24 protein-coding genes and 1 pseudogene are annotated in these 23,002 nt (G+C 44.7%); 13 read left to right on the top strand and 12 right to left on the bottom strand.

Going from position 1 to position 23,002, the window contains the following annotated elements; genetic code table 11:
- Together M3650_RS27080 and M3650_RS27085 are read right to left on the bottom strand one after the other, a co-directional pair.
- On the bottom strand, positions 1-187 hold a 187-nt coding region (locus tag M3650_RS27080), incomplete at its 3' end, for a transposase (protein ID WP_483311747.1).
- Positions 188-338: 151 nt separating this feature from the next.
- On the bottom strand, positions 339-2,078 hold the full coding sequence (locus M3650_RS27085) for an ABC transporter ATP-binding protein (protein ID WP_251579275.1): 1,740 nt from the start codon (positions 2,076-2,078) through the stop codon (positions 339-341).
- A gap of 791 nt (positions 2,079-2,869) precedes the next feature.
- Between M3650_RS27085 and M3650_RS27090 the strand changes: the two genes are divergently transcribed.
- The 3 genes from M3650_RS27090 to M3650_RS27100 all read left to right on the top strand — a co-directional run bounded on the left by M3650_RS27090 (position 2,870) and on the right by M3650_RS27100 (position 4,647).
- The gene (locus M3650_RS27090) at positions 2,870-3,439 is read left to right on the top strand and encodes an RNA polymerase sigma factor (protein WP_251579277.1); all 570 of its coding nucleotides are present in this window, start codon (positions 2,870-2,872) and stop codon (positions 3,437-3,439) included.
- Between the two features lie 72 nt (positions 3,440-3,511).
- Complete coding sequence (locus tag M3650_RS27095) at positions 3,512-4,018, top strand: MauE/DoxX family redox-associated membrane protein (protein WP_251579278.1); 507 nt, start codon at positions 3,512-3,514, stop codon at positions 4,016-4,018.
- Positions 4,019-4,035: 17 nt separating this feature from the next.
- Entirely contained in the window at positions 4,036-4,647 is a 612-nt protein-coding gene (locus tag M3650_RS27100) for a peroxiredoxin family protein (RefSeq protein WP_251579280.1), read from the top strand.
- A 75-nt stretch (positions 4,648-4,722) separates the two neighbouring features.
- Here the strand turns inward: M3650_RS27100 and rbsK are convergent, their stop codons facing one another.
- The 4 genes from rbsK to M3650_RS27120 all read right to left on the bottom strand — a co-directional run bounded on the left by rbsK (position 4,723) and on the right by M3650_RS27120 (position 7,403).
- On the bottom strand, positions 4,723-5,613 hold the full coding sequence (rbsK, locus tag M3650_RS27105; protein ID WP_251579282.1) for a ribokinase: 891 nt from the start codon (positions 5,611-5,613) through the stop codon (positions 4,723-4,725).
- Between the two features lie 42 nt (positions 5,614-5,655).
- On the bottom strand, positions 5,656-5,928 hold the full coding sequence (locus M3650_RS27110; RefSeq protein ID WP_251579284.1) for a hypothetical protein: 273 nt from the start codon (positions 5,926-5,928) through the stop codon (positions 5,656-5,658).
- Between the two features lie 269 nt (positions 5,929-6,197).
- Entirely contained in the window at positions 6,198-6,539 is a 342-nt protein-coding gene (locus tag M3650_RS27115; RefSeq protein ID WP_251579286.1) for a hypothetical protein, read from the bottom strand.
- Between the two features lie 159 nt (positions 6,540-6,698).
- Entirely contained in the window at positions 6,699-7,403 is a 705-nt protein-coding gene (locus M3650_RS27120; RefSeq protein WP_251579288.1) for a FadR/GntR family transcriptional regulator, read from the bottom strand.
- Positions 7,404-7,704: 301 nt separating this feature from the next.
- Here M3650_RS27120 and M3650_RS27125 point away from each other — a divergent pair.
- From M3650_RS27125 to M3650_RS27140, 4 genes and pseudogenes are all read left to right on the top strand, one after another.
- Positions 7,705-8,154, top strand: a pseudogene (locus tag M3650_RS27125) (SgcJ/EcaC family oxidoreductase).
- Positions 8,155-8,493: 339 nt separating this feature from the next.
- Positions 8,494-9,420: a helix-turn-helix domain-containing protein gene (locus M3650_RS27130; protein WP_251579290.1), complete on the top strand. Its 927-nt coding sequence runs from the start codon at positions 8,494-8,496 to the stop codon at positions 9,418-9,420.
- A gap of 61 nt (positions 9,421-9,481) precedes the next feature.
- Positions 9,482-9,763 (top strand): hypothetical protein, encoded by a 282-nt coding sequence (locus M3650_RS27135; RefSeq protein WP_251579292.1) that lies wholly within the window; start codon positions 9,482-9,484, stop codon positions 9,761-9,763.
- Positions 9,764-10,116: 353 nt separating this feature from the next.
- Positions 10,117-10,281, top strand: a complete 165-nt coding sequence (locus tag M3650_RS27140; RefSeq protein WP_157259665.1) for an aspartyl-phosphate phosphatase Spo0E family protein — start codon at positions 10,117-10,119, stop codon at positions 10,279-10,281.
- A gap of 136 nt (positions 10,282-10,417) precedes the next feature.
- Here M3650_RS27140 and M3650_RS27145 read toward each other — a convergent pair whose 3' ends face one another.
- From M3650_RS27145 to M3650_RS27160, 4 genes are all read right to left on the bottom strand, one after another.
- Positions 10,418-10,570: a hypothetical protein gene (locus M3650_RS27145; protein ID WP_251579294.1), complete on the bottom strand. Its 153-nt coding sequence runs from the start codon at positions 10,568-10,570 to the stop codon at positions 10,418-10,420.
- A 685-nt stretch (positions 10,571-11,255) separates the two neighbouring features.
- On the bottom strand, positions 11,256-12,635 hold the full coding sequence (locus M3650_RS27150) for an MFS transporter (protein ID WP_251579296.1): 1,380 nt from the start codon (positions 12,633-12,635) through the stop codon (positions 11,256-11,258).
- Between the two features lie 198 nt (positions 12,636-12,833).
- Entirely contained in the window at positions 12,834-13,259 is a 426-nt protein-coding gene (locus tag M3650_RS27155; protein ID WP_019423107.1) for a MarR family winged helix-turn-helix transcriptional regulator, read from the bottom strand.
- Positions 13,260-13,353: 94 nt separating this feature from the next.
- Positions 13,354-13,665, bottom strand: coding sequence for a CHY zinc finger protein (locus M3650_RS27160; RefSeq protein ID WP_251579298.1), 312 nt, complete (start codon positions 13,663-13,665; stop codon positions 13,354-13,356).
- Between the two features lie 230 nt (positions 13,666-13,895).
- Here M3650_RS27160 and M3650_RS27165 point away from each other — a divergent pair, with 230 nt between their 5' ends.
- From M3650_RS27165 to M3650_RS27180, 4 genes are all read left to right on the top strand, one after another.
- Entirely contained in the window at positions 13,896-15,620 is a 1,725-nt protein-coding gene (locus tag M3650_RS27165) for a bacteriocin maturation protein (RefSeq protein ID WP_251579300.1), read from the top strand.
- On the top strand, positions 15,617-17,566 hold the full coding sequence (locus M3650_RS27170; RefSeq protein WP_251579302.1) for a TOMM precursor leader peptide-binding protein: 1,950 nt from the start codon (positions 15,617-15,619) through the stop codon (positions 17,564-17,566). Before M3650_RS27165 ends, M3650_RS27170 begins: the two co-directional genes overlap by 4 nt.
- A gap of 98 nt (positions 17,567-17,664) precedes the next feature.
- Entirely contained in the window at positions 17,665-17,772 is a 108-nt protein-coding gene (locus M3650_RS27175; protein ID WP_233696728.1) for a YjcZ family sporulation protein, read from the top strand.
- Positions 17,773-18,058: 286 nt separating this feature from the next.
- Entirely contained in the window at positions 18,059-18,598 is a 540-nt protein-coding gene (locus tag M3650_RS27180; protein ID WP_251579304.1) for a superoxide dismutase family protein, read from the top strand.
- Between the two features lie 446 nt (positions 18,599-19,044).
- Here M3650_RS27180 and M3650_RS27185 read toward each other — a convergent pair whose 3' ends face one another.
- Positions 19,045-20,460: a sensor histidine kinase gene (locus M3650_RS27185; protein WP_251579306.1), complete on the bottom strand. Its 1,416-nt coding sequence runs from the start codon at positions 20,458-20,460 to the stop codon at positions 19,045-19,047.
- Positions 20,460-21,173: a response regulator transcription factor gene (locus tag M3650_RS27190; RefSeq protein WP_233696731.1), complete on the bottom strand. Its 714-nt coding sequence runs from the start codon at positions 21,171-21,173 to the stop codon at positions 20,460-20,462. The genes M3650_RS27185 and M3650_RS27190 overlap by 1 nt, the downstream gene beginning before the upstream one ends.
- 167 nt (positions 21,174-21,340) lie before the next feature.
- Here M3650_RS27190 and M3650_RS27195 point away from each other — a divergent pair, with 167 nt between their 5' ends.
- Positions 21,341-22,258 (top strand): ABC transporter ATP-binding protein, encoded by a 918-nt coding sequence (locus M3650_RS27195; protein WP_233696732.1) that lies wholly within the window; start codon positions 21,341-21,343, stop codon positions 22,256-22,258.
- Positions 22,255-23,001, top strand: a complete 747-nt coding sequence (locus M3650_RS27200; RefSeq protein WP_251579308.1) for an ABC transporter permease — start codon at positions 22,255-22,257, stop codon at positions 22,999-23,001. Before M3650_RS27195 ends, M3650_RS27200 begins: the two co-directional genes overlap by 4 nt.
- The last annotated feature ends 1 nt before the right edge of the window (position 23,002 follow it).

Here is a 23,002-nt window from a genome sequence, read left to right on the forward strand (position 1 = left end):
TAAACATCCGAACCGGATCCACCGCGGTGCGTCCGTTATCGTGGCAATAGTTGACGTGCAGCTCTTCGTAGACAAAGCCAAAGTCCACCAACTCGTCCATTCTGCGCAGTAGATTATCTTTGGGAACCACCAGATTGTAGAGTTCCATATATGGGCTCAAAATAAAGCTTTGTTGCTTCGGGAGCACAGAGATCACCAGCCTTTGATGAGATACTTTTGATTATACCGAAAAAAAGAGACAGACTCTTCAAAAAAATAAAGAATTGTCTCTTTCAGGACTAAGGGACTTTTTCAGTGGCCTCCTAAGGAACGAAGTCTTTTGCCAAATTGCATGAAAGTTAATTCACTGCTGCGAATTGAAATCCTTCCGCTTGAATATTGAACATATCCGCATACTCTCCGTTTAAATGCATAAGCTCGGCATGTGTCCCTTGCTCAATAATACGGCCGCTCTTCATCACTAATATAAGATCCGCATTAACACAGCTATTTAATCGATGCGATATCATAATGGTTGTTTTGCCGATGGATAATTCCGCAAACATTTTGTACAGATTCGCTTCTGCCATCGGGTCTAACGAAGCGGCCGGCTCATCCAAGATGATAATGTCGGCATCGCGAAAAAAGGCGCGGCTGATCGCAATTTTTTGCCATTGCCCCCCGGACAATTCGGTCCCCCCGTAGAAGCTTCGTCCCAAGTTCGTATTATAAGCGCAAGGCAGCTTGGAAATAAAAGAGTGAGAATCCCCTTTCATAGAGGCTGCAATCATCTTATCCTCCATTTCCAAATGCTCAACTCTGCCAAAGCCGATATTCTCGCGCGCGGTTAACTCATACTTGGCAAAATCCTGAAATACAGCGCTAACATGCCGCATCAGCTCTTTCGCCGGAATATGCTTCAAATCCACATTCTCATACGTGATGCTCCCCTTGTAAGAGCGGTACAATCCGAGCAAACATTTAACTAACGTGCTTTTTCCGGCTCCATTATTGCCGACGATAGCGACTTTCTGGCCCGGTTCGATTTGAAACGATATTTGATCAAGAATGATCGGCCCGTTCTCCTCATAGGAAAATTGCAAATTCTCTACATTTATCCCCTTATCACTCATCGCAGGAAACGCAACCTCTGTTCCTTGCAGCTCGTCCTCGGGCTTTATTTCAAGAGGATATTCTAAAAAGTCAATTAAGTCTCGAAGCTGTAAACTATTTTCGTATAGAGATGAGATGGAAAGTGCGATGCTAAGGACAACGCCTTGTATCATCATAAAAGCCTGTGAAATCGCCATATATTCGCCAATGCTAAGTTTTTGCTTGGTCCCCATCCAAATAATAAAAGCTAAATTCAGGCTGATGAGAATAGCGCTTATACCGTCAATTCCGAAACGATATGCATTTGTTTTTATTTCAAAAGACAACATCTTCTTCGCATAAGACTCAAACAGCTGTTTCCAACGTTGAATGAGATGATCTTGCAGCTGAAATAACCGGATTTCTTTGGCAGTGTCGCGGCCTTTTAACAAATTCAAATAATATTGCACGCGTCTGGACAACGGCGTTGCTTCTTTAAGCAGGCTATATCTCATTTTGCCAATATACGCATTTATAACAAGCGGCAATGCAGCCAGTAGAAGTACCGTTATTCCCGCCAGCCAGTGAAATGTTGTCAATATTCCCACTACCGTCGTAAATGTAATTATATATTGGAGCATGCTTAACGGGCCATTCAGCATCTCGACTACCCGTTGGCTTTGACCCGATGATGCCCGCATCAAATGGTCGTAAAACTTGCTGTTCTCAAAATACGAAAGTGAAATGACGGAAGTTTTGCCGACTATTCTTTTTTCCACTTCATAGTTGATTTGCTGCTGCATTTTCGCATTGTTGATTAGCTCAATCGTAGTAATCATTTTGTCAAGTAAAAGCAGTCCGGTCTGGGCTGCCAGATAATAATAAACGATATGCGCATCCGACTGCCCGTTCGCTTGAAAAATATGATTGATGGAATCTACCAGCTCTTTCGTAATAAGCAGTTGTACGCTAGGTATAAGGGCGTGCACTAATTTGCTTCCCAGCATCAGGACGATTCTGAACCAAACTAATTTCCAAAAATAACTTAGAAATACAAATATATTTTTTATCGTCTCTGAAAAATGTTTCAGTTTTTTCATATGCGCACCTGTCGCCTGTTTTAATAGAGATCGCTGACAAACAGCAGGTGTCTATCAGCGATCACAGTTGTCTTCCCGCAAAACAACCTTTAACTAATTAGTAAAGATAGTAAGACGCTAGTGTGTAAGCCCTAACAGCTTCCATGAAAACATTCTTTAGAGAGACCTCTACGGAAGCGGTTACTACCCGCCTGAGTTAAAACACCGCCGGAAGACCTAGGATCATTACCGCAACCACAGCACGTATACGATTCCCAGTCGCAATATACGTAAGCGGTATCAGATGAATCAACCACACAATTAAAATAATACGTGCAAGACGTTCGTGTTGCAGAAATAACTGGTATCATAAGATTTTTATCCTCCTTTTTTTGTTGTTTTGCGGGACCCACTTGATGACCACTCTATAATGTTAAACACAACAACAATCAAAATAATCACAATATTTTATACGAAAAGAAAATAAAAGATAATTTTCTATATTTAGTCATGTAAGTATTTACTTTAATTCAAAATGGATTATACTTATATAAAATCCCAATAATTCACATCAAAAAAAAGGGAGGGGGTTACTACTATTACCGCATTTTCGATAAAACTGAAATCAACTTTTACAATTCTTTCAGCAAACATTGAAGGCCTACCCTTACTCTTCTAGCTTTTTAATGTAAAGTGGGGTGAAGTTTTTGAGGACAAATATGCTTGTTAAAGAGTTATATGTATGTTTCAGCAAAGATTTTAATAGCCTGGATGATGAGCTGCAAAAAAATATATATGACCATTTTTTCTATATAAACTACAAAACGGTATTTTCTTTTGTTCGCAATCATTATTCAACGGAAGACATTATACAAGAGGCTTTTATTCGCGTCATTCGTAAACCGCCAAAATATGTAAACGACAAGCAGCTTATGTCATGGATTTTCACATTAACTCGAAACGTAACCTTAAATTACATACGAAAAAACCGCCGCCAAAATCAATGTATAAATATCGATGATCTAACAACTCAAATCGTTGATAAACATAATATTACGGATATGGAAGTAATGAGAAGGTGCGCATTCCACACCATTATGAGCAAGCTGAACACGTTGAAGCCAACATATAAACAGGCTCTATATCTTCAAGTCATCGAACAGCTTACATACAAAGAGATAGCGGCAAAGCTTCATGTCACCGAAGGAGTCGTCAGACAAACCTTGTATCGCGCTAGAAAGGAAATGAGGGAGCGGCTAGAACAGGAGTGGAGCGAAGCCATCATGTGAGTATTTCGTCTTTTCATGTGTTATATGGATGAGAGAGGTTCATATATGTACACCAGATCAAGGAGGTATTATATGACTTTATTCATTTTTATGAGAGTGTTCTTGGCAACGATCATGATTGCAGCCGCATGTTTAAAACTATTATCGATTCCATCTTTTAAAAGAACGTTGCTTCAGCTTGGCATTTTTGTTAGAAATCCTTTAATTGGGGTTTTAGTTATTGTTGGCCTTGAATTCGCAGCAGGTATTCTAATGTTTTGGGATGCCGTGCATCGATGGGGATTGTTATTGAATGTGATCCTGATAGCAGGATACTGCTGGGCGGTATGGCGAACCGTCCGCACTAAGATGGCCATCACCTGCAACTGTTTTGGAGATCTGATGCCCGATCAACTAGGAAAGAAAACCGTTTACCGGATTGCGCTCCTCTTTTTGATCACGATAGCACTTTATTGGGGAGATACCTCCATCAATAGCATAGAAGGATTCGAGATTCTGATTGCGATGTTAATAAGTATTGCCGTTCTTGCATTTACTGCGTTAAGCAAGTCATTTATCGATTACAAAAAAATTGTATAGATGGGATGGGAAAAGACATGTCCGTGTTTGTGCAATTATCAATCGCCGGTCAATGGGTTCTTATTATCGCTCTTGTTTATTTTGTGACTTATATTTTTCGAAAAAGCTATGAGGCTGTATCCATAAATCAATCGATGGCTAATGCTCCTCAACATAGCAGCTTAGAAATCGGTGATGTATTCCCTCGTCTGGAACTTCCTTCTCTCTCAAATGAAATCATTCATTTAAAGCAACCCGCTCATGAGGGAACGATATTGTTAGTAAGCGTATATGGCTGTGATGGCTGCGAAGAGCTGTATCCAAACATAAATCAGATTGCAAAATCTTTTTCCGCTTATCAGGTTATTACGATTATAATAGCTCCGATTGAGGAAGTGGTGAAAAAACAAAACAAGTACAAACTAGAAACGCCTATACACCAGCTTGATTTACACGAAATGCGTTTATATGGAACGAGCACGTTTCCATTCGCATATATACTCTCTCCTGATGGGATCGTAATGAACAAAGGAACGATAAATGGCGAGGAAGGAATTAAAACTCTTATATATAACGATGAGGAGAAGTTTGGGCAGTTGAATATGGATGTAAGGCCTCAAACAACCGACCAACACAGCTTGTCACTGTAAAATCCCTCATCGGCTTATTATGTAAAAAAGAACTGGCATTGATTACTTGCCAGTTCCTCTACTGCTAATCCTTCATCATATAAGCTCCGCAAGCGTAGGGATGGCATCCTGCGCTCCCAGACGAGTTACCGTGATGGATGAGGCATGCTGCGCGATGTCTACAGCCTCGTCCAACCTTTTGCCCGCCGTGATCATCGCCGCTAACGTACCGGAGAACGTATCTCCGGCTGCAGTGGTATCAACGGGCCGAACCTTGCGAGCTTCTTTGTACCTGTTCTCGGTCCCGTTATAATACACGATTCCCTTCTCGCCAAGGGTAATGAGCGGATACCGAATTCCTTTGTCCCGTAACTGATTCAACGCGGCAAAAGCATCGTCCTTGCATTGGACATCCACGTTCGTGTACATACGGCATTCGATTTCGTTCGGTGTAAAATAATCGACTCCCCGCAATATCTCGTCGTCGATCGGGACGGCAGGCGCGGGGTTGAGGAAGATAGGCACTTTTCCTTTGAGCAGACGAACCGCTTCGTACACCGTTTCCATCGGAATTTCCAACTGCAGCATAACGGCTGACGCGGACAGCAGCTCCTGCGCGAAGCTGTGGATATAAGCAGGTGTCACTTCGCTATTGGCACCGCCATGCAGAATAATGCTGTTATTTCCATCGCATACCGTTATGGCGGCAACACCCGTCGTAACGTTCGGCTCGCGGGCAATGAAATCGGTACGAACGCCAAAACCGGCAAGGCTATCGATCAGCGATTGTCCGAACATATCTTGACCGACTTTCCCCATAAGCCACGTATCGGCCCCCATTTTTGCGCAAGCAACCGCTTGGTTGGCCCCCTTGCCGCCAGGTGAAACAAAGAATCCATCCCCCGTCATCGTCTCCCCTATTTCAGGAATCCGACTCGTCCGCATGACCATATCCATATTTGCACTGCCAATGACAATAATTTTCATAGTTCACCTCTGTTCAATGCACCGTCAAATTTTAGTTCTCTGTTATTTTAAAATATAGTCTTGATTGAGCTGCCATGGATAACTGCAGCTTGCCAACTTCTTATAGCCGAAATCATTCATGTATAACGCAACTTCATCTGTGCCATCGAATCCCACATGATAACCGCGCATAGCGCCTTGCGCACGAACAGCCACCATATGTGAATGACCGCTTTGCGGATTCAGCGTAACCGAAACCGAATAATCTTTGGCAAAATAATTGCCTGTATACGCTTCACTAGGTTCAGCAGTCATCAGATACATGCTTCCATCCACAAGACTCCAAGCCCCGTGATTATGTGCGAAAGGGGTGACACAGCCAAAATTCGTCGCTTGCTTGTGAATGTCGATCGTGTAGGCAGCTTATATCCGCTTGCAATGCCGCAATGATCAGTTCATGCCCCATTTGCACGACGATATGAGTAGTAGCCTCCAGCGGTCTTTGGTTAAAGGCGCGACCGTTAAGCCTAGAGGTTCACATTGGCCTCTATCAAGCTTTGCACCCACCACCTCGTGGGGGATATCCTCCCAAATCGTCGCTATTTTTATGCCATGGAGGCTGCGTTCGCGCAAAATTTCCATAACGATCGCTTGGGTCCATTCCACATGTACTTTTGCGCCGCTGCCCCCGGCTGATCCGATAATAATTGGGATATCGGCTTTAATCCCCTCTGTAATGATGATCTCCAAATCCTTTCCTTCTTACAGGCTTGCTTGCTGACAATTGCCGTACCTGCGCCTAATTTGTGAGGCCCGGCATCGGTAGAGCCGGCGTCGACCACAATGGCATTAGGACTGTGCGCCATTCCTTTCATAAATGAAGCTTTCGGAAAACCATAGCCTAGCATCCCGCATGGAGCCAAGATTTTGAATTCTTCTTTTATCATTATGTGCCCTCCACCATCACTAGCGAGTAAATTGTGTTTCTGCTTGCTTCACTGCGCAACCGCTTACATGATTACACTTACATTCATTGTTAATACATTTGAATAACATTAATATGTGGGTAATTGGGTGGCCCAATTTAATAATCAAAAGGATGCTTCTCATCCATTTGATTCCACCCTGTTCAACAGAATGTTCTGCTTCACTTCATGTAAATGATGCAGCAAAGCTTCTTTTGCTTTCAGTGGGTTCTTCTCCTTAATCGCTTGCATAATGTTATAATGTTCTTTATATACTTCGTTCTTCCGGCCAGGTATCTCCACAGTCTTCACAAGTGTTTTCTGCAACAGATCGATATGAAGATCAATTAGGTTCACGAGCACTACATTATGCGTTGCCTTGGCGATCGAGAGATGAAAAGCTTGATCCGGATTCACGGGATCATCTGAGTCGCGGTCAATCTTGCCCCATTTTTCGAATGCGATTTCAATCTCTCGTATATCTTGATCGGTCGCCCGCTCGGCTGCCAGCTCGACGATACCGATCTCGAAGATTTCCCTCGCCTCCAACAGCTCGATAATCGTAGCCCGCTCAATATTCTCCATTATCCGCTTCTTATCTTCTGCCTCGTTAAGGTTCTTGTTCAGGAACCGACCGCCTCCGGGACGCGTCTCGATTAGTCCTTCCCGCTCCAAAATACGGAAAGCCTCTCGCAATGTCCCGCGGCTGATGCCGAATGCTTGGGCGAGCTCCCTCTCTGTCGGCAATACATCTCCAGGAGCAAGATTCCCCTTGAGAATTAAGTTCTCAATTTGCTCAATGACATCTTCATATACACGGTGGTACTTAATTTTTTTAATCGTCATTGTTCATTACCTTTCATGCGTGACTTACGATAAAATTGGTCCATCCAATCACTCGCATTTTCATACTAATATCAAATTTATACCATGTCAAGACATTGTTGATAGCGCTTACCTAACACTATAACGCATCATCGAAGGAGTTAGAGCTTCCAAAGAAACTCCCCCATATGAACATTTTCATGGCAGATGCCATTATGCTTCTGTATCGAGGAACCCCGGGAAAGGTCACAGAGAAACTTATGGTTTTGTTTAACAGAAAGCCTGGTTATAATAGTAAGAAATCTGTTAGGAGGCATAAATTATGGAATCTTCTGTATCGAACGAAGTCCGCGCACTCTATCAACAACTAATAGACGCTTGGAACAATCGCAGTGCCCGCGCAATGGCTGAGCTGTTCACAGAGGAGGGCGAGATTATCGGTTTTGATGGGAGTCAGGAGATTGGACGCGATGAGATCTTCACGCACCTCAAGCCCATATTTGAAAACCACCCAACTGCTATATTTGTAAGCAAAGTGAAAAGTGTGCGTGTTCTAGGCTCTGAAATCGCCATCGTACGAGCTATAGCAGGTATGGTGCCGCGTGGACAATCAGAGCTCGATCCTAATGTCAACACGCATCAAACACTAGTTGCCGTTATAGACGAGGGGAATTGGCGGATCTAACTTTTTCAGAATACCCCGGCTCAGTTTCATGGGAGACCTGAGTTAGTCGAACAAATGACATTAGAGTTACGGCAGCTGCTTAAATGAGTCCGCAGTTCTGCTCTGGTTAGGGTCCAGTCCCCTCTTCATAGGATTTTGTACAATCAAAACAATAGGCCCACTATCTCATCAACCATTTGACCACATCACAGATCGCTTGGGCGATACGGGAATCGTTGATACTGAGCTGTATTAAACCCGAATCGCACCAACAATCGAACTGCCTTAATTAGAGTTGAACAGATTTATCCTGTGAATATCCTGTTTGCACATTCTCAACGTATTGATTTACTTGCATGCCTAGACGTTGCGTTTACAACCCATAAACAACATGGTAAAATATAGGTGGTCAATTGTTTAAGATTCAAAAGGAAGGTGCGGGTATGTGTGAATGATGTGATTCAGATTCAGACTATCGGGGAGTTGATTCACCAGTATAGGCGCGAGTCTGGCATGACGTTATCTCAGTTATCAGACATTACAGGCAGTCATAAAGGTACGATATCAAGGATTGAAAACGGAGATGTCAAGAGACCCGAATTTGAGACCGTACATCCACTAGCGTCTGCATTAGGAATACCCTTCGAGGACATCGTCGAACGTTACATAGAGATTGATAAAAGGGCCAATTCCCTGCAAACCATTTTGCAAACTGTCATTCAGTCAGGCAATATTGAACTTATTAACAAGGTTGCCTTGAAGTTTTTGGAATCCCCTAGCGAAGACAGCTATAGTCTTGTTGAGCGTCTTTATACGCTGGCCGATGCAATCGAAGACAAGCCAATCAGATTATCGTTGTACATGCTGCTGATTCATTACTCGCGTAACCACGGCATGATGCTCTTTCTGGCAAAAGGACTGTACGCAGCCTACTTAATTGAACGAGACGATTTTACTAAGCTTAAAGCTACGTATGATAGTGGAAAGCACATCATTCATTATGTAAATTTTCTATCCCAAGAAGAACGTATATCATTGTATTATAAGCTTGGCGTTCATGCTTTTAACCTCAGACTGTTCGAAGACAGTATTGAATTGTGTAACAAGGTCTTAGAAGAAGACCCAACAGACAGCTTATTTAAGGTTAACTCTACCGGAATACTTCGAGACTCTCACTACTACCTAGGTAACTATGACCTATCAGAAAAATACTCGGTTCAGTATAGTAAGTTCAACCACCCGCATGTAAAAGAAAACGTCCTGTTATTGGAAGCTGCATTACATGCGAAAAAAGGAGATGTTTCTCCTCGCAATATCACAACTTCAATCAGCACTAAATACTTGTGGAGAAAACTCACAACTCCATGTAATTAATCAACTTTTAACGCTGTATCTCGATCAAGGGAACTTGTCTGCTATCCATAAACTGTTGGAAATGGAGGAAAAGGTAGTATCTGTTCCGTATTCTACACCGTACAAGCAATCGAGATTGGCACAGTTTTTAAAATTAAAAGGAGATTTTTACGTAGCTGGCGGCGATTTTGAAAAAGGTATAACAAGCTATTTAGAAAGTGCTCATCAATATACAATAGTTAACGATACTTTAAGTGAAAGAGAATGTATGAATTGCATCATAAACCTTCATATACGTGATAACAAGGTAATGAGCATCGATATTTTAAATAAATTATCAAAATATTACAATCGTAGCTGTTAGCCACGATACCTAACTGGAGGGATGGGCGTGAAACGTCGTATCAACAATTTATTGTACAGTGCTTTATTCTTGTCAACTGTTTTTATTGTAGACATGATGGTGACGTTAAGCGATAACTTGGGGGATCATGGATGGTAGCAGGGAGTACCTAACTGGGTACTCTTTTTTTGATGCTCCTTGTAGAATAAAGTCGAAAGTTACATGATTATCTAAATACTGGATTTTGTACAACGTATATTACAATGGGTACAACTATAACAACAATCATGGATATGCGTCATCAATGTGCTGAAAATGCGAGGTGACAAAAGGTGTACCTGTACGACAAATTAGACGATAATGAGCTGTCAAAGATGATACTAAATCTTAGACAGCGACTTGTCCTTGCAGTTAGCGAGAAGAATAATTTCACGGACACAGAAGTTGTATTGCTAAGCCAAGAGCTGGATGTTTATATTTTGGAGTACCAGAAAAAAACCTTTCACAAAGAACTACAAAAGATCAAAATTAGCCATTGAGTTTTACTGAATGAGATCTACTCTTTCCATAGTCGCTTTACTTCTTTCAATTGATTATTCACGATTTCCATTCGATATAGGGAGACTCGGCATGCCGAACCATATAGATTACGCTGTTCATCTGAACCCCCTGCGGCTACTCGTTATGCATTTTCAATGTGGCATCAATTGCCAGCTGCGTTGACTCGATTAACTCCGAATTATTTTTCACAAGCCTGATTTCTAACGCCTTATAAAAGTGAGCCGGCGCTTCTTCATACTCCCCTTGCTCAAATTTGTTCTTCCCCATATGTTGATATAGAAAGTCCTCGATATCCTGCAACGATTCATCAGCTTGATTATGAAACTCTCTTACCAGAACATCTAATATCTCATTTGATTTCTGAAATTCTTTATTCCATTGATATGTATTTGCAAGTCTAATTCGATTAATAAAATGGCCCCTCACATTACCCTCGGCCTACCGCTTTTGCGCGAGAGCCTGTCCGTCGCCGGCCATTGGCTGTTCGGGCAACCTAATATTACGTTTACGCTTCGTCCATTGGAAATCATCCAACAGAAATGCTCTATCTAGGCCAAAATGGGGCGTTCTACTGGAAAACATCCAATCTAATCGGCCCTTCTCCAGCTACATAGCTGTATGCAGGTCCATTCCACTGTACTAAATCCAATGGCGGCCTCTCGCCGCTACTCTTCTTCACCAATCTGCTGTATGAAATCCAATGGCATGAGTCTGCGAGCATTCAAACACCCGCAAAGACAACAATGCAACCCATACATTCTCCCATTAAGTGATGAAGCTGCCTTCATTTCATTATACAAATAGGAATCGAGCATTTCGAGCAAATTTCCATCCAGCAAAAGAGGACAGAACAGTCATCGTTCCATCCCCATCATCTGCTGCTCTCCATTTTCTTATACCGTCTACATGAAAGGCTTGTTAAGCTAGTTCGGCTGCGGCCATCCAATAATCGTTAGTTATCCTTGACTGTTATACGAAAGGAAGCAACAAAGCTTAACAGTATAAAAAGCAATTGAGCGGTTAATGCCAGCATAATACCGGTAAATATTCCCCACTCAAGCGTTTCGCTAATGGCTATGAGAGCACCGCCTACACCAATGCTTAATCCGGGGCCAAACGCATCAACGAATTGAAGATTGGCTGACACCTCTCCTTCTTGGCCCGGCTCGGCATGCTGTAGTGCAATGGCTCCCGTTGTAGGATTGGCCAACCCTATGCCGAACCCAGTGAATATTTGCGAAATGACCGCCCATACGATTCCACTGCTTGGTAACCCGATTACGGTGATGACTAACGCTACCCCGACGATCATCACACCAACACCGATAATGACCCGCTTTTTCCTGCCCTTGCCATAGTCTCGTTCATCAAGCTTGGATTGCAGCCAAGCGGCAGTGGACCAACTTAATGCTCCAGCGGCTACGATCAAGCCGGCAAGGTCTGCCGAGAAGCCTTTCACCTCGGTTAGAGCCAGGACGACGTAGCTTTCCGTAGCGACGTAGCAGGCAACATAGAACCCTCTGGACACAATAGTGGCCGGCAAGCCTTTTCGAACGAAAAAGGTCCCTGCTGGAAGCAGCTTCCTCAGCGGCTGAATCATCACAATAACTCCTGCTGTCGATAGCGCCATTCCCTTCCAATCGGATATAGAGCCTAAGCCGGTGAGCAGCACCCCCGTGCCAAGAGCTAATAATATAGCGTATATTTCTTTATGTCTGCCTTTTGCAGCTGATGTGCGTTCGGTTTTTTGTAATTTACGAAATGAAGGAAGCGTTAAGAATACAGCTAGAACAATGAAAGGGAGCACACACCAAAACACAAATCTCCACGATGCAAATTCAGCGATAAGTCCTGCCGAATAAGGACCAATTAAAGCAGGCAAAATATAAGCGCTGGAAAAAGCGGCCAGAATTTTTGTTCGCAACGCATCAGGATAACGTAATGTAATGCTATAGTACACACAAGTTATAATGGCACCTGCACCAAATCCTTGAAACGCTCTCCCTGCAATAAGCATGTGCATGTTCACCGAAGTCGCTGCAATAATGATGCCTATAACAAAAATGAAAATGGATGCAATAAAGGATGGAGTGACACCCCGCTTGCCAATTTGCTGGCCCATAATCATCGTACCGATAATTTGAGACAACAGAAAGGCAGTAAATATCCAGCCATATAGATGGATGCCATCTAAATTTTGCGCCAATTTGGGAGCAATCGTCGTAATGGCCAGCCCTTCAAATGCCACGGTTGTAACGACCAAAATAATACCGATTGTCAACGCCCGGTATGGAGCGTCAAAAATCCCAACCTTTTTCGAATTCGTTATCATCGCGCACCTCCATACTTGTCACAACCGTAATTGCTATAGCAAGTATTATGATAAAAAAATGTATGTTCCTTGTTTCCAATCCCTCCTTCGTTCCAACTATAATACGGAAACTGCCTCCTTTATATTTATTTGCTATGATGATAATAGTCATGGCAACTATTTGTCCATAAAATGAAGGATCCCGGCAAGCAAATCGAGCTAAAGATCCTTTACATTGTTATACATGATGGAAAGCGTCCTTCTGAAAGCTTCAACTTCCTCTTCGGTTAATCCTTCAATCGTTTTCTTATAGGCTTCAATCGATGGGGCCAGAATTTCGTCCTCGATTTCTCTTCCTTTGGAAGTCAAATATACACGCAAGGATCTTCTATCCGTCTCATGAATGACACGGTGGATAAAGCCCTTTTTCTCCAGCTTGAACAGCATCCGCGCAATATTCGTTTGATCCTTATACAGTCTTTCCGCAAGCTCTTTTTGCGTAATGCCCTCCTGCTCCCACAGAACCACAAGAATTTCCCATTGATCAACGGTAATATCGAAGGGGTTCACTACTTTTTGATAATAATTGTTCAGTTTTAAATCAGCCCGGTGCACCATGACGCCGATATACTTTTCTAATTCCAAGGTTAGCCTCCATTTTAGTAAACAAGACGATAGTTGCTATGACCATTATAATTGCGCCCTTTTATGATGTCAATACGACGACCTATAATCGCAGCTATTCAAAATATAGGTGATTATGGTTCGAGCATCCCGGATTAAACTGAAAATGACATAATGGACATCTATAATGACAGTTTAGATATTCTTTGATGGTTAATTTCGTATAACAATTTCCGCAAAGGATAGCCTTTGTATCCCACTCCGCTTTTAGCCATACCTTTGCTTTGTGATCAGCCGCTTCCTCATGACAGAAATAACATCCATAATACGTGTCGCAGCACTTAAACTTTATAGCTACGACATCGATTTCTTTATGATAATGTTTACATCTTCCCTGTTCATCTATAGCTCCTGCAACATGAATCATATAATTACCTCACATTTCTAGGTCATGGTAAAATCCGCCGAAATCCGCCCTTCTATATGAATAATATCACAAAGAGAGCAATATTTTCACACGCTGTGCATCAGATTAAGGCAATACACATAGGTTGTGTGTCACCCTGGTTATGGTTTTTTACGGAACAAAAGCGGATTTAGCGTCATAACCTGAAAGTATATTTTTTAAGCCAATTACATTTTAAAGGAGTAGTAGCTGTGGAACAAAACTCCTTTGGTCAAGGATTGAGCGAAGACACCTCCTCTCCATTATCACAAAATGTTCTCAGAAAATACGCTGCACAGCTCCAATTTTTAAATAGCTTCGGCAAGCCGGGCGCTCCCCTATTTAAGTCCTACCGTCAATCCAAAGTGTTGGCCATCGGCTCCGGTCCCTTCTTGATCTCGCTCGCAACGGCGTTGTTCGATTCCGGCTTGTCCAGATTCCATGTATTGGTCACGGACGCGGCGGCGACCGATCAGCAGCGTTTAATAAAGTTGCAAGACCGCGCCCGCCGATTAGATTCTGGAGCATCGATAGATGAGATGAGCTTGCCTAAAGAGGGGCAAAGCTATTGGCGGGAAGCCATCCGTCCGTTTGATTCGATTTTATATGTGTCGCAGAAAGGCGATATCGAGGAGCTCCGGGCTATCCATGCGGCTTGCAGGGAGGAGAAGAAAACCCTGCTCCCTGCCCTATGCATTGGACGGAAGGGGCTGGCAGGTCCATTGATCCATCCGGACTCCGAAGGTTGTTGGGAGTCTGCGTGGCGGCGCATACATCGGTCTGCGTTAGGCTATGACAGTCATCCTCAGCCTGGATTCTCCCCCACTGCCGGTGCGCTGCTGGCAAATGTGATCGTCTTTGAATGGTTCAAGAAGGTTACGGGAGTAACTGAATTAGAAAGGAAGCATCCATTCTATCTGCTTGATCTGGAAACATGGGAAGGATCCTGGCATTCTTATTTCCCCCATCCGATCGTGACCGGACGCGCTGCGGCCAAATGGGTTCAACATTGCGAGCCCAGGCTGAGGCAGACGGGCGGAAGCGAGCCGGATGAATGGTTCCCCTACTTCAAGCGTCTGACATCAGCGAGCTCAGGCATTTTCCATATCTGGGAAGAAGGCGACTTGAAGCAGCTTCCGCTCGCGCAGTGCCGCGTGCAGCCCGCCGATCCGGCAACTCATGGACCGGCCGAGCTGCTGCCAGATATCGTCTGTTCCGGAATCACGCACGAAGAGGCCCGGCGGGAAGCTGCTCTAGCTGGAATAGAAGCTTATGTGGCACGAATGGCTGGTTCGCTTATTACGGCGCTTCCCCCGCCTCACGGAATAGAGTGGAATGAAATAGAAGCGAAGGAATACATCGGCGTCGGAGCAGGAGAAACGTTCGCGGAAGGCGTCTGTCGCGGATTGCAAAAGTGTCTGGACGATGAACTAGGCAAGCGGCAAGCTCAGTGTATCCTTTCCATCGTACCAGTGCATTTACATGAGGTGGAAGATGAACGTTGCCTTTTTTATTTGCAGGCTCTGACCACGCTGCAGGGAATGCCAGCGATCGGCTTGGAAGAGAATATATGCGGCTTCCCTGCCGTATGGGTTCATGCAAATGATCGTTGGCATGGAAGCACAGGCTTGAATACGACAGCGGCGCTGCGGCGGGCTTTGCAGCAAGCACTGCAGCTGGCGCAAAATGAAGTGATTGATCAGGCAGCGAACAGCTTGAACGCCCCTCTCATTATGGAAGCAGACAGGAAGCCGCTTCATCTTGCCGTCCCTGCCAGTTCATGCGCATCACATGTCGAAGTTCTAGGGTCCGCCCTGCAAATACTGGAGCGGAACCGCAAGCGGCTTATTGTGTTCGATTTGGAATTGGAACCTTTTATAACAGGAGCTCCAATAGAAGTGTTCGGCGTGCTTATGCACGAGGAGGTATCGCCATGAATCCCGTCGTAGCAGTTGTAGGCAAGGGCATGTTGGCGGAGCTTGCATGTGAAGAACTATTAGAAATGCATACGATTGTCTGTCTATATGATGTCGGAGCAAATGTTCCGAAGTCAGTCGAATTGATTCTGATACTTAACGACGACTCAGACTCCTCCATCTTTCTTGAAGCCGAAGAGGCGCTCCAGCAGGGGGATATCCCATGGCTATGCGCGTTTGTGTCATTCGACGAGGGTGTAGTGGGACCTTGCGTTCGCCCGAGTACGCCGGGCTGTTCCCAATGCGCTGATCACCGCCGCCTCTTGGCGGGACGTGACTCCGAGGAGAGACTGGAGCAGCTTTTGAACAATCTGCTGACGCCTGAAGAAAGAGCCCCTAACCCTTATGCGTCAATAACAGGACTTCGTCAGATGGCTCTTCTGATCGCGGCAGAGGCGCAGAGAATTCTTCAGGGCAGCAGGGCACATACGGAAGAACGAATATATTTGATCAATCTGATAACGTTAGCGACCTCTCTTCACACTTTTCTTCCGAACCCGTTATGTCCCGTGTGCGGACAGTTGCCCGACGACTCGCTAGAAGCGGCCCGAATTTCGCTGCAGCCGCGTCCCAAAATAAGCTGTGAGAACTACCGTTCCCGTCCGCTTGACGAGCTGAAAGAAGTTTTAATCCAGGATTATGTGGATGGCCGGACTGGAATTTTTAATGATAAAAAGCACGACCTTTTGTCACCGTTTGCAGGCTCAGTCGTGAATTTGCCATTGTTCTTCACAGGAGACGAGGTCACAGGAGGCCGTGCCCATTCGTATGCGGAGAGCGAGCTGACTGCAATTTTGGAGGGCTTGGAGCGGAGCTGCGGTCTGGCTCCTCGCGGGAAACGAACTGTGATTCGAGATAGCTTCCACAATCTTGCGAGTCAGGCGCTCGATCCGGTCAAGGCAGGAGTGTACTCGCAGAAGCAATATGCGCAACAGGATTTTCCGTTTGAACCATTCGATCCCGACCAACCAATCGATTGGGTGTGGGGCTATTCGTTCATGCAGGAACGTCCAATCCTTGTTCCAGAGCTGCTCGGATACTACAGCTTGGGCGAGCAAGGCGGTTTTGTCTACGAAACCTCTAACGGGTGCGCGTTGGGCGGAAGTTTGGAAGAGGCGATATTCTATGGCATCTTGGAAGTGGTGGAACGCGATTCATTCCTGATGACCTGGTATGCGAAGCTCCCTGTCCCCCGCCTCGATCCTGCTTCAGCTAATGATCGGGAGCTAAGGCTTATGATCGAACGGCTGCAGGCCGTAACCGGATATGAGTTGCACTTGTTCAACACGACTATGGAGAATGGAATTCCGAGCATATGGGCGTTGGCGAAGAGCACAAAATTTGAAGAAATGAACCTTATCTGCGCGGCAGGAGCCCATTTGGATCCGATACGGGCCGCAAAAAGCGCGATTCATGAATTAGCAGGCATGATGTTGCCGCTGAAGGAGACTTTCAGGGAACGCCACGAAGAGTGCGTTCAAATGTTCTACGATCCATCCTTGGTACAGCAAATGGGGGATCATTCCCTGCTATACGGTTTACCACAAGCAGAGGAACGTTTGCATTTTTTGTTGGACGAACGTCGTCCATTGCGATCGTTTGATGAGGAATATAAGCGGAAGCCGGGACATCGGGATCTGACCGATGATGTTAATGAGATGCTCCAAGCATTCCGCAGGCTGAGCCTCGATGTGATTGTGGTAGATCAGACGTCGTTAGAAACGCTGCGCAACGGGCTGCATTGCGTAAAAGTGCTCATTCCGGGAATGATCCCGATGTCGTTCGGGCATCACCTTTCCCGCTTGACAGGGCTGGAGAGAGTTCTTAATGTGCCTGTTGAACTTGGGTATGCGAAGCTACCACTGACGCTTGCACAACTCAATCCGCACCCGCATCCTTTTCCATAGTCAAAAATATATATGTGCTTGCCTAATGGCACTTATCTATACGCATATCCATCATCCGCCATACAATACATCATCTGTAATATAAGGAGGAATAGAAAATGGGTTTCGCTCCATCCTGTGGTTCTTGTGCCGGACTCTTCACGTCTACTGGTGTAATCCTGGTGCTCTTTATTTTATTGGTCATTATAAGCCGTTCATTCATCTAATTACTGAAAATCAGTTCCACTTGGTGCACACCCTTTTAGGAAATTCAGCAGAGGCCATTGTCCGGTATCCACACCGGGCAACGGTCTCATTTTATAATAGTCCTCCGTGTTCCTGTTATTCAATCTTATCCCTACATATAAGGGGCTTCCAGCAATCGCGTCGTCCCATGTACAAAACCGAATGACTAATGGTGAGCTTTTATATAGAAATGTGCTAGCTATCGTTTTCTTTGTATAAAAATGGAGCACACTAATACAGAAATATGCAAACATCAAGGAGGACAAGATGAACAAACTTGCTATTACATGCTTGTTGGCAAGCGGCCTTATATTAAGCGCCTGCGGCACCAACGAAGCCTTTGCTGAAGAGAAAACTCCTAACGTGACGGTCAACATCATCAACAGCAAGGGCGCTGATATCGGAACGGCTCAACTCAGTCAAATCGGCGATAAAGTACAGATTCTTATCGAGGCGCACAACCTGCCCCCGGGAATACATGGCACTCACTTTCACGCTGTCGGCCGATGCGATACACCAGATTTCAAAACGGCAGAAGCGCATTTGAATCCGAAACACAAACAGCATGGCTTTGAAAATCCTAAAGGGTTCCACGCTGGAGATTTGCCGAACATTGAAGTCGGTGCCGACGGCAAAGTGCGGGCAAATATTACAACCACGACGGTAACTCTAGAAAAAGGCAAGCCCAATTCGCTACTAAGACCCGGCGGAACATCATTGATCATTCATGACAAAGCCGATGATTATATCACGGATCCTACAGGCAACTCCGGAGATCGCATTGCTTGCGGTGCGATCAAAGAGTGAGCTGTACGCTATCACACGTAATCCGAGCAGGCGCATACTAATTTATGCGCCTCTCACCAATCCCTGACTGCAATTGATTGTTTTTTCAACAAATTCGATATCACTATTCATATCTATCTTTGGGAATTCGCTTTGCAATATTATTAATTCATTTAAATACTGTTGGCTTGAAAATATGTATGCCAAGTCATCATATATTTCCCTTAACCAGTTTATGATTTCATATTTCATCATTTATCAATCCCTTTAGTGTGCCGAGAAAATAAAGTATTAGACTGCCGCTGTTTTATTGAACTAACGTTCTCCGTTAGTTCAACTACCTACGGATTTCTGCAATACAGAAATACTTTCCTTGAGGAAGATCGTTTGTATTAAGTTCAAAGCGCACCTCACGTGTTTGGAATGATATCTAAATTAGTTTAAAGATTAACCATAACCATATGTAATCAAATGTTCTCATTGTCTAATTTTTCGTTCTGTGACTGCACAGGGAATTCCATAACCGCTGTTAGACCTCTTTGGTCCACACCACTTGCAAGAACGAGACGACCGTGATGCGCCTTCGCAATCCTTGCCACCATCGGAAGCCCCAGGCCTTGACCTTGCTCGATAGGGCGCTTTCTCCTTGTTGAAAAGTACAATTCGGTAATCTCCGCCAATTGCTCCTGTGGGATTCCCCGTCCATTGTCCCTTACGATAAAGAGATACTGGGAGCGGTCCTTGGATAGAGAGGCTTCTATTATGATTTTGCATCCCTGCGAGTTATGACGCACACTGTTCTGGACAAGATTACTGATTGCACGTAGCAGTAATTTCTCATCCCCATGGATCTGAACCGCTTCATCGGCCAGTTTCAATTCAATATCATATCGGTCATCCAATCCGTTATTTAAAAATTCCGTGACAACCTGTCTAGCTAAAACCGATAACCGGATGTGCTTCAAATGCAAAGGCTGCATTTCATACTCGAGCATGGAGACCAGATTCAGGTCACTTACAAGTGAGCGTAACTTCTCGCCTTGGCGCCGGATAATACCGGCCTGATGCCTCTGCTCCTCTGGCAAGTCCGAATGATCCTCCATTTCACTTGCATAACCGAGAACGAGCGAGAGAGGCGTCCGAATATCATGAGAAATCCCGGCAATCCAGTTGGAGCGTGCTTCATCCCGATCTTGCAGCGCGGCTGTCTTTCTCTGAAGTATAGCTGACGCGGAATTAATGCTCTGGGCTAAATCACCGAATATACCTTTGGCGTCCAACTGAATCGCTTGCTCCCTGGCTAGATTGTGAACTCCGTCCACCAGAGGGCGTATCTTTCTTATGAGACGCGTGCCAATGACAATAGATATCAGCAGAGCCAACGCTAAATTACAAAGTAGCAGTAGTACAATCCGCAGAGGCAACGAGCTTATCCAATCTGGAAGAAAATCCAATTGATACTTCCAGTGGCTTTCCTTGGGATACCCTACCACCATCAGGCCATCCATATGTTCTGACGTATAAACCGGATAATCCATAAGGTAATACCGCGAGAACTTGGCTACATCGACTAGATTGTAGGATTTAGGAACATCATTAGGTAGATGGTAGTCCCATCTCACATGACCTTTATCACCGAGAAGCATGGCCCAGGCATGATTCTGCTTCAGAAGCTCGGTAGCCTGCTCGTCCAGTTGAAAGCTGTCGACCTGCTTCTCCAAGCCTTGGGCCACTTGCTTAATCATGCCTTCTGGGGACGGGTGCTTGTAGTTTTCTGTGAACACCAGCGTGCCCAGTAGTACGAAATTAAAAATAAGCAGAAATATCGAGATAAAGATGGTCGTGGCGACAAACCGGCGTAATATGCGAATAATTCCCTCCACTAACGTATCTCCTTCACCAGCAACTTATATCCCAGTCCCCTGACGGTGAGAAGATGGATCGGTTTGGAGGGATCGAGCTCGATTTTTTCTCGTACCCGCCTGATATGGACCATCAATGTATTTTCGTAACCATAGCTGTCGTCTCCCCAAACAGCCTGGCATAAGGCATCACTTGTGACAATTCGATTCTGGTTTTCGTACAACTTTACAAGAATCGCATGTTCCTTTGCCGTCAATGGCAGCTCTTTCTGATTCCTGTGCACAACAGCGCTATCCAGATCAATGCTCTGTTCTCCCAATCGAAAAGCAGACAAACGCTCCACCATGGGAGAGGAGTAGACCCGCTTCAGTATTGCCATAAGCCGTAATACCAGCTCCCGCGGTAGGAACGGTTTCACAATGTAATCATCTGCCCCCAAACCTAGTCCAAGCAATCGGTCTTCATCCTCACCCCGTGCGGAGAGAAAAAGAATCGGAGTTTCCGAGAACTGTCTAATGGAAGACAGAAGCGAGAATCCGTCGCCATCAGGCAGCATGACATCGAGAATCGCGAAATCCGGCTTGCCTGTGCGGCAGATCGACAGAGCTGAAGCACAGTCGGCTGCTGTGTAAATGCGGAAAAAGCCCTCTTTTCTTAAAAATCTTTCTATCATAGTTCTGATTTCCGGTTCATCATCTACAATTAATATTTTTTTGTCTTTTAAATTCTCCATGCTGCACCACCCTGAATTTATTATACATGAACAAGGGGATAAACCATGTTTTTCAGATTCTATTTAAGGTTGGCGTAAGGTCTTCTAAAGATTAAGGAAAGGTGGATTCCTTACTGTTGAAACAGAGGGGAAATATTTAAAATGACTTGAATGGAGCTGACTTTCTTATGAGTGCATTAGCTATTGTGCAAACGCAAAATCTGTCCAAAACGTACGGGGCAATTAACAGTGTGAATAAGGTTGATTTACATGTGCAGGAGGGAGAAATCTATGGGTTTCTGGGTCCAAACGGAGCGGGGAAAACAACTACGCTAAAAATGCTGCTCGGACTCATCAAGCCTACTGAAGGGACAATCCAAATTTTCGGGGAAAGCCTGAGCAAACATCGGCCATCCATTCTGCAACGTACTGGATCACTGATTGAATCTCCCTCTTACTACGGACATTTGACAGGGCTTGAGAATATGAAGGTCATGCAGCGCCTGCGGAACGTGCCAGATAAAAACGTACATGAGGCGCTTCGTATTGTACGGCTGGAAAATCAGAAAAACAAAAAAACTGAACAATATTCGCTAGGAATGAAGCAACGGCTGGGAATCGCAATGGCCCTGCTAGCCTTCCCCAAGCTGTTGATCCTCGATGAACCGACGAACGGACTTGATCCCGCAGGCATTGGTGAAATTCGGGAGCTCATCAAATCATTACCCGAACGCTATGGAATAACGATATTGCTCTCCAGCCACCTTCTCTCGGAGATCGAACAGATCGCTACCTCAGTAGGCATTATCAGCGAAGGGAATCTGTTGTACCAGGGCAGTATGGCAAGCCTGCGGCAAAAAAATAGAAACGCCATTTTTATGAAAACAGGGGACAATGCCAAAGCGGAGCAGTTACTATTCACTAAAGGATACAGTCCAACACAAAGTGGCAGCCGGCTTGAGCTTAGCAATCTTCAGGATACGGAAGTGGCGGAAATGAACAGATTGCTTGTTGAGCATCAAATCGCTGTCACTCGGATTGAGGAGCAGAAGAAAAGTCTGGAGGATATTTTCCTGGAATTGACAGGAAAGGAGCGGAGCTTGTGATCAAAATATTAGGACTGGAATATTTCAAAATCCGCCGCAAAAAAATATGGATCATGATTATCTTATTTCTTGTCGTAGAGATGCTATGGGCTTTTATGTCCATTAGCCGGTCCATTGCGAGCAATCCGGATCACGCCGTTTGGGAATCTATTATTTTTAGTATATCCTCCATGAATGGCTTTTTTATGCCGATTATTTCGGCCGTTGTTGTCTCACGTATTTGCGATATGGAGCATAAGGGAACGACCTGGAAAATGCTTGTTGCTACCAATGTGGGGCGCGGGCATCTCTACGCAGCGAAGTATATTTGCATCAATAGTCTGCTTCTGTATGGCATCTTTGTACAGGCCTTATTCATCATCGTGTTCGGAGTCATAAAGGATTTTCCCGGTACGCTTCCTATCGATTTACTGATTCGGTTCATTGGGGGTACTCTACTGACGACTCTCGCTGTCACAGCACTTCAACAATGGATTTCTTTTGCTATTAAAAATCAGGCCTTTGCGCTGTGCTTGGGCATGCTGGGCGGCTTCATCGGAATGACCGCCGGATTATTTCCGGCTGCTTTTAGACATATTTTTATTTGGTCTTACTATTTGGATCTCAGCCCGGTTACTTATCTATACGCTGCGAACACCTATATGGTACAGCCAGAAAGTTTTGGAATTGTACTGGGTGCGTTGATTATGACCGTCCTGTTCTATATCGCCGGGAACATCCATGTAAGCCGGCAGGAAATCTGAG

The sequence above is a fragment of the Paenibacillus sp. MER TA 81-3 genome (assembly GCF_023713585.1).
In the GTDB taxonomy this organism is placed as follows: domain Bacteria; phylum Bacillota; class Bacilli; order Paenibacillales; family Paenibacillaceae; genus Paenibacillus_B; species Paenibacillus_B profundus.